3 protein-coding genes are annotated in these 7157 nt (G+C 43.0%); all 3 read right to left on the reverse strand.

Annotation, left to right across the window (positions count from 1 at the left end; translation table 11 throughout):
- Positions 1-125: 125 nt before the first annotated feature.
- Entirely contained in the window at positions 126-5318 is a 5193-nt protein-coding gene (locus ACZ5O6_RS09755) for a peptidase associated/transthyretin-like domain-containing protein (protein WP_464283507.1), read from the reverse strand.
- Between the two features lie 55 nt (positions 5319-5373).
- Positions 5374-6225 (reverse strand): peptidyl-prolyl cis-trans isomerase, encoded by an 852-nt coding sequence (locus tag ACZ5O6_RS09760; RefSeq protein ID WP_447091386.1) that lies wholly within the window; start codon positions 6223-6225, stop codon positions 5374-5376.
- A gap of 130 nt (positions 6226-6355) precedes the next feature.
- Positions 6356-7135, reverse strand: coding sequence for a peptidylprolyl isomerase (locus tag ACZ5O6_RS09765; protein ID WP_447091385.1), 780 nt, complete (start codon positions 7133-7135; stop codon positions 6356-6358).
- Between the last annotated feature and the right edge of the window lie 22 nt (positions 7136-7157).

The raw sequence follows: 7157 nt of genomic DNA on the forward strand, positions 1-7157 counted from the left end.
GACCAAATGTTAAGCCGGTATGACCAAATGTTAAGCCGGTATGACGAAACATTAAGCCGGTATGACGAAACATTAAGCCGATATAACGAGACGTTCAGTCGGTATGACAAGCGCTATACTATTTTTTAATCTTCTGCGCTCAGCATTATTTTTAATTGTTCGTATGTAATATCGCCAAGTGCGTACTGCTCTAATGTATCGATTTTATTCAGTGATGTTTGGCTGTAACCAATAAAGTCTAATGCGGTGAAATGGGTAGCACCGACACTAGTGACTTTGCCGCCACTTACCTGCGCCACGCCCACCGGCTCTATGACTTTTTGTTCACTGTTGTAGCCTAAAAGCACCACGTAAGGGTAAATACTTTCGTTGATATAATCGATACCTGTCGATTGTTGTGGAATGACTAATTCGATGGCGACGTCACCTTCTATCGCGACGCCAGCAGGCTGCACACCATACATCCACAAAGGGGCCAGTGTTGGCCACACAGGGGCACTGATATGGTTAAGTGATAGGAATTGAGCATGTATATCACCGCTGTTACGCCCATTCGCAAAGAGTGCGAGCCCTTGGCTTAAATCTAAAATAAAGTCGCTGTTGAGTAGCTCATTGCGCTGCCCACTAATAATATGCTCAAAAGGGTTGGCGGTATTCAGCTCTTGTAATACCTGTTTTTTAATTGTATTTGCGTAGTTTCTTTGAACATTTATCGTGGTGTTGATAACACCAAAACGCGGGTTAGAAAAACCATTATTGAGTGTTAGCGAGTATGAACCTCCGGAAATAATATCCTCCCCCGACTCTTGATACCCAAAGGCGTAATTACCCTCGGTATCGGTGGTGGTTTTGCGCCCAAGCTCGGGTAACTCGACACTGATATTCGCCAATGGCTGCCTAAATTGATCAACCACCGAGCCGCTGATAAATGTAGGGAGTTCTCTCACGGTAAAGCGTGAACGGGACAGGGTTTCACCGGCATACTCTACATCCACGTAGATGTCTGCATGAAAGCCAAAATGACGTGAGGGGGTAAAAGCGATAGCAGTATTGCCCGGTACCGGCGTGATCTCCCCAGACATTGTGTCGAGATCACGATTCACTTCTGCCAATGTAAAGCCTTTGCTATTAATAAAGTCCGAGCCTAAAGGGTCTTCATTGATATAGGTTTTACCATGAAGGGTTTCTCGCACACGAATGGTGAGTAAGCTGGTATCAATAGCGCGGTTAAAATACACTTCGATAGGTGTGTTAGGTTCGATGTAACGAGCATTATTCTCAGGCTCTATTCGATTAACAACTAAGGGCTCAGCCGATAAGTTGGTAATAGTAATAGGCCGTTTTTTTTGTATTAATCGTTGGTCTGATGCACTGTACCATTCATAAACAATGATTTGTTCTGCATAGTTGGCAGACAACGTTAACTCACCGCTAGCAAGTGATTCATTAGTGCTGAGAGTAATAGCTTGCGTGGTTTTACGCGTGTTGTTTTCTGTAAATTCACTGTAGGCTTTGATGGTTTCATCGCCAGTGGCGCCGGTTAGCTTTGCAACAACCCCTAATTGAATATCTTCACCGCCATAACTGATTAACTCGGCATTAGTGGCCGGTAGCAAGGGCAATAATGTAACGGTGGCATTATTTTTTAATAAATAATAGGCAATGTGTTTATTACCGCTGTTATCAAATGCACTTAAACTAATAGGGGTCGGCTCATCGACACCTAGAGGAATGGGAAGGCTGGCGGCAAATCGGTAATGATCAGCTTGGTCACCGGGCGTTAGCGTGATCGATTGATCGTTAATCGCCACGTTTGATAAATGGCGTTCAATAATAGTGCCGCTGATAACATAGGGGGACTGAGTAATTGTTGCTACCTCTGGTGCTAATGGCAAGGCGTTATCAAGCATAATGATAGGAGCCTGTTGATCAATAATATAAGTGGCGCTTGCGGTGGTGGTCTTTTGTAATGCATCGCTAACGTCAATTTGTATGGTCAGACTTTCTGTATTGGGAGCGACAGGCACAATCTCATTCAAGGTATAACTCATTAAGCCATCAGCAGGAGAAACTAATGTTTGACCGTTAAACACCACGGTTAACCCCCCTGCTTCACTTTGTATTTGTGCTGAGACACGAAGACTTTCACCGCTTAATACTGCTCCATCGCTAGGGGAAACATTGCTAATGGTAGGCGGTGGCACATTTTCGGCATGGGTAGGGATATAATCGATGCTAATAACTTCTTGTTGAATATTACCTAGTGACTGCAAGGTTAATGTGAAGGTGTTACGGCCTATTGCTAACGGTAATGTACTTGATGTAAATGTATACACACCGTTAGTAGCGGTCTGTGTGGGTGTTATTAAAAAGTCATTAATATTGAGTGTAAACTCACTCGCAAGCAAACTGGTATGAATTTCACCGTTCAGAATAATATCTTCGCTCGTGACAATGCTGTTGTTGACAGGGTAAACACCCGCGAATTCTAAAGCAGCGCTACGAATGGCATTAATGACTGATTGTGTTGTATTACCCGAGAGGTCGGTTACGACAATGGTCAGTTGATTGTTGGCGATTTTTAACGGTATTTCAGCCGTAAATATACCGGTTGTCGCCGTATAAATACCGGAAAAAGGTGAAAGAGCATATTGATCCGATAAAATGGTGATTGATTGAACACCTGAACCCGCCTGTTCAGGATCCATTGCTACGCCTGTGATGAGTAATGTTGGATCGAATGTTGTGATCGTATTCGGGTTAGTGACGGTAACGTGGGGAGCAACAATGTCAGGGTATTCTGTCTTATCTCTAGGGTCGGTGCCTGCTGCAATTTCGTCTTCATTGCTAACACCGTCACCGTCTATATCTGGATCGAGGTCATCGGGTATGCCATCTTCGTCTAAATCGAGTAAGCCGTTGCTCAAGTAATCACATGACTTTCTGATGTGGATAGGGTTACCGAAGGTTGCGTTGTTACAATTAACTGAGTCTTCAACGCTTCGATAAAAATACACACCATCATGGCCATAGCGCACGATCGTTGGTGCAGGAACATGGCAAGTACCAAACTCGCCTACGCAGAATATCCAAGTGGCATCAGCCGCATTGCTTGCATCATTAGGGAAAGGATCGCTGTTATCACCAAAACCATCACCATCACTATCGGTGGTTTCATCAGCGTCTGCAGGAAAGGCATCTTGATTATCAACAACCCCATCGTTATCGAAATCGGCCGTATCACTCAATAGGTAATCACAATGTTTACGCGCATAAATAGGGTTACCAAATGTTGCGTTATTACACCAAATCTCATCGCTAACCTGCTGATAAACATAGGTATCACTATCACCATAACGCACGAGTGCGGGTGCTGGTGGCCGGCACTGACCAAATTCACCCACGCAGTAGATCCAGTTTTTATCAGCACCGTTATTGGCATCATTCGGGAATGGGTCTGAGTTATCACCAAAGCCGTCACCATCACTATCCATGGTTTCTGAGGCATCACCGGGAAAAGCATCTTGGCTATCGATAACGCCATCGTTGTCGAAATCGGCAGTATTACTTAGCAGATAATGACACTGTTTACGGCCATAGATCGGATTGGCAAAGCTGTCATTATTACAGTCAATGTTATCCGTCACCTGTTGAAAAGTATAAACACCACTATGTCCGTAGCGTACTAGCGATGGCGCAGGCGGCTGGCACTGGTACGGCTCTTCAGCACAATAGATCCATTGCTGATCGGCACCATTGCTATGGTCAGTTGGAAAAGGGTCTGCATTATCACCAAAGCCATCACCGTCGCTATCGGTGGTTTCTGATGGATCACCGGGAAACATATCTTCGCTATCAGCAATCCCATCGTTGTCGAAATCAGCCGTGTCACTAAGGAGGTAATCACAATGCTTACGCACGTGAATAGGGTTACCAAACGTCGCATTGTTACAGTCAATACTTTCTGTTGCTGTTTTGAAAACGTAGGTATTGCCGCTACCATAACGTACAATCGCCGGCGCAGGCAGCTGGCACTGACCAAACTCGCCTACGCAGAATATCCAAGTGGCATCAGCCGCATTGCTTGCGTCATTAGGGAAAGGATCGCTGTTATCACCAAAGCCATCACCATCACTATCGGTGGTTTCATCAGCGTCTGCAGGAAAGGCATCTTGATTATCAACAACCCCATCGTTATCGAAATCGGCCGTATCACTCAATAGGTAATCACAGTGTTTACGCGCATAAATAGGGTTACCAAATGTTGCGTTATTACACCAAATCTCATCGCTAACCTGCTGATAAACATAGGTATCACTATCACCATAACGCACGAGTGCGGGTGCTGGTGGCCGGCACTGACCAAATTCACCCACGCAGTAGATCCAGTTTTTATCAGCACCGTTATTGGCATCATTCGGGAATGGGTCTGAGTTATCACCAAAGCCGTCACCATCACTATCCATGGTTTCTGAGGCATCACCGGGAAAAGCATCTTGGCTATCGATAACGCCATCGTTGTCGAAATCGGCAGTATTACTTAGCAGATAATGACACTGTTTACGGCCATAGATCGGATTGGCAAAGCTGTCATTATTACAGTCAATGTTATCCGTCACCTGTTGAAAAGTATAAACACCACTATGTCCGTAGCGTACTAGCGATGGCGCAGTCGGCTGGCACTGGTACGGCTCTTCAGCACAATAGATCCATTGCTGATCGGCACCATTGCTATGGTCAGTTGGAAAAGGGTCTGCATTATCACCAAAGCCATCACCATCGCTATCGGTGGTTTCTGATGGATCACTGGGAAACATATCTTCGCTATCAGCAACCCCATCGTTGTCGAAATCAGCCGTATCACTGAGTAGGTAATCACAATGCTTACGCACGTGAATAGGGTTACCAAACGTCGCATTGTTACAGTCAATACTTTCTGTTGCTGTTTTGAAAACGTAGGTATTGCCGCTACCATAACGTACAATCGCCGGCGCAGGCAGCTGGCACTGACCAAACTCGCCTACGCAGAATATCCAAGTGGCATCAGCCGCATTGCTTGCGTCATTAGGGAAAGGGTCGCTGTTATCACCAAAACCATCACCATCACTATCGGTGGTTTCATCAGCGTCTGCAGGAAAGGCATCTTGATTATCAACAACACCATCATTATCAGTATCAATAAGGCAGTCAGCGGATGTATTAGTCTCATCACAAGCATAAAGATCAACTGATAGAAAGAGAGCAGCAATAACCACAATGGCTTTGCTCCATTGGCGAGTAATGCGGCTTCGCTGATTGTTATTTACTGGCTTATTCACTGCCTTCCTATTCACTATTTTATCCATTTAACGTGTGACTATTATCAACTAAGAATTATTCGAAAATTTCGACGTTTGCTTGAGATACAACGTCTTTAGACGCTTGTTTAATCGCCTTTTTAAGATTGACAGGAGCTAATTGCTGCCGGATATCATTACTGACTTCATACAGAGGGCGAGCAGGTATAACATCAATTTGAGTGATTCTGAAAATGGTGGGAATGTTATCAATGAGTAAAATATTCGAGCTTTCTTCTGCTTGTAATTTATTTAAGACCGTCTCAATATTTTCGGCATAAAGACCTGAGTGGTAGGTCGCTTTTTTATAGGAAACTTTAAATTTTTCATCATCAGCGAGTGAGCCCCAGTCGGATAATTGTTTAATGCGTTGAGAGGCTTCTATAAAGCTATCTCTATCGCTCTCTGTTGCAGTATTGAGTAACGCTATCACTTCGAATTCTTTTCTTTCTGAGCGCCCAAACTTTTCTAAATTATTTTGATAATAGTCTGCAACTTCATCATTACTTACTGGATCTGGAACCGCATATTTTTCTAGGTACGCTTTTGCAAAAATTTCACGTTCGTACATAGAAACAGCCATAGATAATTGGTCGATTTCTTCTTTTGGCAGCTCCGCTTTGATTTTTTGCATCATCGCATTCATGGCAATAAGGCTATTTAGCACTTCTTTTTTGATTGAGCGTTGATTCTTTACATTAAAAGGCGTATCTATTTTTTTATCCATAAAAAAATTAATATCCACATGAAAAATAGGATGACCATTAACCGTAGCCGCAATGCTCTTTTCCTCATTATCAGCAGCAGGTTCTTCTGATGAAGAACAGGCTAAAAGTAAAAGAGGCATTACAGATAAAAAGCTGATCGTTGTTAGTATTTTTACATTCATCAATTTTCTCTATTTGGCGTTATACTTGGCCGCTCTAGCTAAAGCCACTTTATCGTACCGGATGTGATCCGGCATAACGGCAGTAAAAGCATCAGCTAGATTCCGGTTTTCACCGGAATGACTCGTTAAATTATTGTTCTAACAGGCGCTTTATTTCGGCTGATTTTGCCTGACTTCTTAATTGGTAACGGATATCGCCTTCTACCGCCTGCAAAGGTTGAATCACTTCTTGAGGTGAGGATGTTGCTTTTATAATATGAAACCCAAAACTCGTCAGAAAAGGTTCCGCCACTTCTCCTTCTTGCAAAGAAAAAGCAATATTTGAAAACTCTTTAGATATTGCGCCTTCTTGTATCCACCCCAAATCCCCACCTTTTTCACCAGAAACTTTGTCTTCAGATACCTGCTTTGCTATTAGAGCGAAATCGCTCCCCGACTTTATTTGACTATATGCCTCATGAGCCTTCGTTAATAAGACTTGTCTTTTTTGTTCGGACATCTTGGGGGAAACCCTGAAGAGTATATGGGAAATTTGAACTTTGTTTGATGTGTAGTTATCGACATTTGTGGTGTAAAAATTCTTGATGGACTGAGGTGTCACACTTTTTTTCAGGTATTGCTCAAAATAACTACTAATAACCAATTGATTCTTAAATGCGGCAACTTGAGCATCAATAAGCGTACTATCGAGCACCTCTGTTTCTAACATCGTATTAGAGAGTTGTGTTTTTTGTAAAAATTCGTTTCTAGCTCTCTCGTATAATTTTTCGTTATCTTTTGAGATACCTTTATATTTTGCATAGGCTAAAAACGCATCCTTCTCTACCGAAGGGGAATTTTTTGAGCCACAAGATAAGACGAATAAAGAGAGTAATATAACTAATGATGAATTTAATGGTTTTAATATCATGGTATTCCGCTTCTTGTAAAAA

Source organism: Eionea flava (genome assembly GCF_055393785.1).

Bases quoted from the DNA above. Each gene is read 5' to 3' on its own strand.
- ACZ5O6_RS09765 (WP_447091385.1), bottom strand. From the start codon at position 7,135: ATGATATTAAAACCATTAAATTCATCATTAGTTATATTACTCTCTTTA.
- ACZ5O6_RS09760 (WP_447091386.1), bottom strand. From the start codon at position 6,225: ATGAATGTAAAAATACTAACAACGATCAGCTTTTTATCTGTAATGCCT.